The organism is Bacillus coahuilensis m4-4, from assembly GCF_000171615.1.
Classification (GTDB): Bacteria; Bacillota; Bacilli; order Bacillales; family Bacillaceae_K; genus Bacillus_T; species Bacillus_T coahuilensis.
The window spans coordinates 1-2,001 of sequence record NZ_ABFU01000136.1; the positions used below are offsets into that span (position 1 = coordinate 1).

Consider the following 2,001-nt stretch of genomic DNA (forward strand, 5'->3'; position numbering starts at 1 on the left):
GGGGAGGTTTGCAACTCCATGTCGGCTCATCGCACCTTGGGCTGTATCCGGTCCCAAGGGTTGGGCTGTTCGCCCCAAAACCAGGTACGCGAGCTTGGGTCCAGAACGTCGTGAGACAATTCGGTCCCTATCCGTCGTGGGCGTAAGAAATTGAAGAGGAGCTGTCCTTAGTACGAGAGGACCGGGATGGACGCACCGCTGGTGTACCAGTTGTCTTGCCAAAGGCATCGCTGGGTAGCTATGTGCGGAAGGGATAAGTGCTGAAAGCATCTAAGCATGAAGCCCCCCTCAAGATGAGATTTCTCTTTCTTTGAAGTAAGACCCCTGAAAGATGATCAGGTTGATAGGTTCGAGGTGGAAGTATGGTGACATATGGAGCTGACGAATACTAATCGGTCGAGGACTTAACCAAAATAATCTAACACACGATATTCAACGTATCTTCATGAACTTTATCTAGTTTTGAGAGTACAAAATTCTTAAAAAAATCCTTGAAATCTTTCAAGAATTGATTATAATAATATTTGTCTCGATAAAATAATTTGTCTGGTGGCAACAGCGAAGAGGTCACACCCGTTCCCATACCGAACACGGAAGTTAAGCTCTTCAGCGCCGATGGTAGTTGGGGGCTTCCCCCTGTGAGAGTAGGACGTCGCCAGGCTGTTATATTGTTCCGCAGTAGCTCAGTGGTAGAGCTATCGGCTGTTAACCGATCGGTCGCAGGTTCGAGTCCTGCCTGCGGAGCCATGCTTCCATAGCTCAGCAGGTAGAGCACTTCCATGGTAAGGAAGAGGTCACCGGTTCGAGCCCGGTTGGAAGCTTACATAAACATCTTAAGACTGGCCCGTTGGTCAAGCGGTTAAGACACCGCCCTTTCACGGCGGTAACACGGGTTCGAATCCCGTACGGGTCACCATACATACGGAGGATTAGCTCAGCTGGGAGAGCACCTGCCTTACAAGCAGGGGGTCGGCGGTTCGATCCCGTCATCCTCCACCATTTTAACATTTTAATTATATTCTTTTCACCTAAATGCCGGTGTAGCTCAATTGGTAGAGCACGTTGAATAGGCTTCGTAGCTTATCATCAGCGCACAAATCGAGATGCTACTTGAATGATCTTTCTGAGATTTGGGCGACGAGTTAAAAAGAGTTCTTAATAATTTATCTTACCTAAATGCCGGTGTAGCTCAATTGGTAGAGCAACTGACTTGTAATCAGTAGGTTGGGGGTTCAAGTCCTCTCGCCGGCACCACTAAGGATGGAGGGGTAGCGAAGTGGCTAAACGCGGCGGACTGTAAATCCGCTCCCTCAGGGTTCGGCGGTTCGAATCCGTCCCCCTCCACCACTTTTACATATTGAATAACCAAAGTGGACATACTATGTATCGTCCTTTTTATTTTCTTTAATGGGCTATAGCCAAGCGGTAAGGCATCGCACTTTGACTGCGACATGCGTTGGTTCGAATCCAGCTAGCCCAGCCATTTTTTGAACCACCATTCTGAAAGCTGGACGTCTGTTCTAAGAGAAGAGTAACAGATTTTTAATAAATAGTTGGAGCCATTAGCTCAGTTGGTAGAGCACGAAAGAAAAAGCTTCTACGAAAAAGCATCTAGCGTACAGCTTGAGCTGCTACTTGAATTATCATTCTGAAAGCTGGACGTCTGTTCTAAGAGTAGAGAAACAAATTCTTAATAAATAATTGGAGCCATTAGCTCAGTTGGTAGAGCACGAAAGAAAAAGCTTCTACGAAAAAGCATCTAGCGTACAGCTTGAGCTGCTGCTTGAACCTTCATTCTGAAAGCTGGACGTCTGTTCTAAGAGAAGAGTAACAGATTTTTAATAAATAGTTGGAGCCATTAGCTCAGTTGGTAGAGCATCTGACTTTTAATCAGAGGGTCGCAGGTTCGAATCCTGCATGGCTCATCGCTAAAAAGAAGTCTTCACTTAGGTGAAGGCTCTTTTTTTATTTTGGTGCTTGTAAATACTAGAGACTGGCAAT

The 2,001-nt window shown here is 46.2% G+C and carries 8 tRNA genes and 2 rRNA genes; all 10 read left to right on the forward strand.

Annotated features, from left to right (window positions below):
• Positions 1-412, forward strand: a 23S ribosomal RNA gene (locus M44_RS19260); the annotation flags it as partial.
• Positions 413-545: 133 nt separating this feature from the next.
• A 5S ribosomal RNA gene (gene rrf, locus M44_RS19270) occupies positions 546-661 on the forward strand.
• Between the two features lie 11 nt (positions 662-672).
• Positions 673-747: transfer RNA gene (locus M44_RS19275), tRNA-Asn, on the forward strand.
• Between the two features lies 1 nt (position 748).
• Positions 749-821 (forward strand) — tRNA-Thr (locus M44_RS19280).
• A gap of 20 nt (positions 822-841) precedes the next feature.
• Positions 842-916, forward strand: a tRNA-Glu gene (locus M44_RS19285).
• A gap of 7 nt (positions 917-923) precedes the next feature.
• A tRNA-Val gene (locus M44_RS19290) sits at positions 924-999 on the forward strand.
• Positions 1,000-1,178: 179 nt separating this feature from the next.
• Positions 1,179-1,254: transfer RNA gene (locus tag M44_RS19295), tRNA-Thr, on the forward strand.
• Positions 1,255-1,262: 8 nt separating this feature from the next.
• Positions 1,263-1,347 (forward strand) — tRNA-Tyr (locus M44_RS19300).
• A gap of 61 nt (positions 1,348-1,408) precedes the next feature.
• Positions 1,409-1,483 (forward strand) — tRNA-Gln (locus tag M44_RS19305).
• A gap of 369 nt (positions 1,484-1,852) precedes the next feature.
• Positions 1,853-1,925 (forward strand) — tRNA-Lys (locus M44_RS19310).
• Positions 1,926-2,001: the final 76 nt, after the last annotated feature.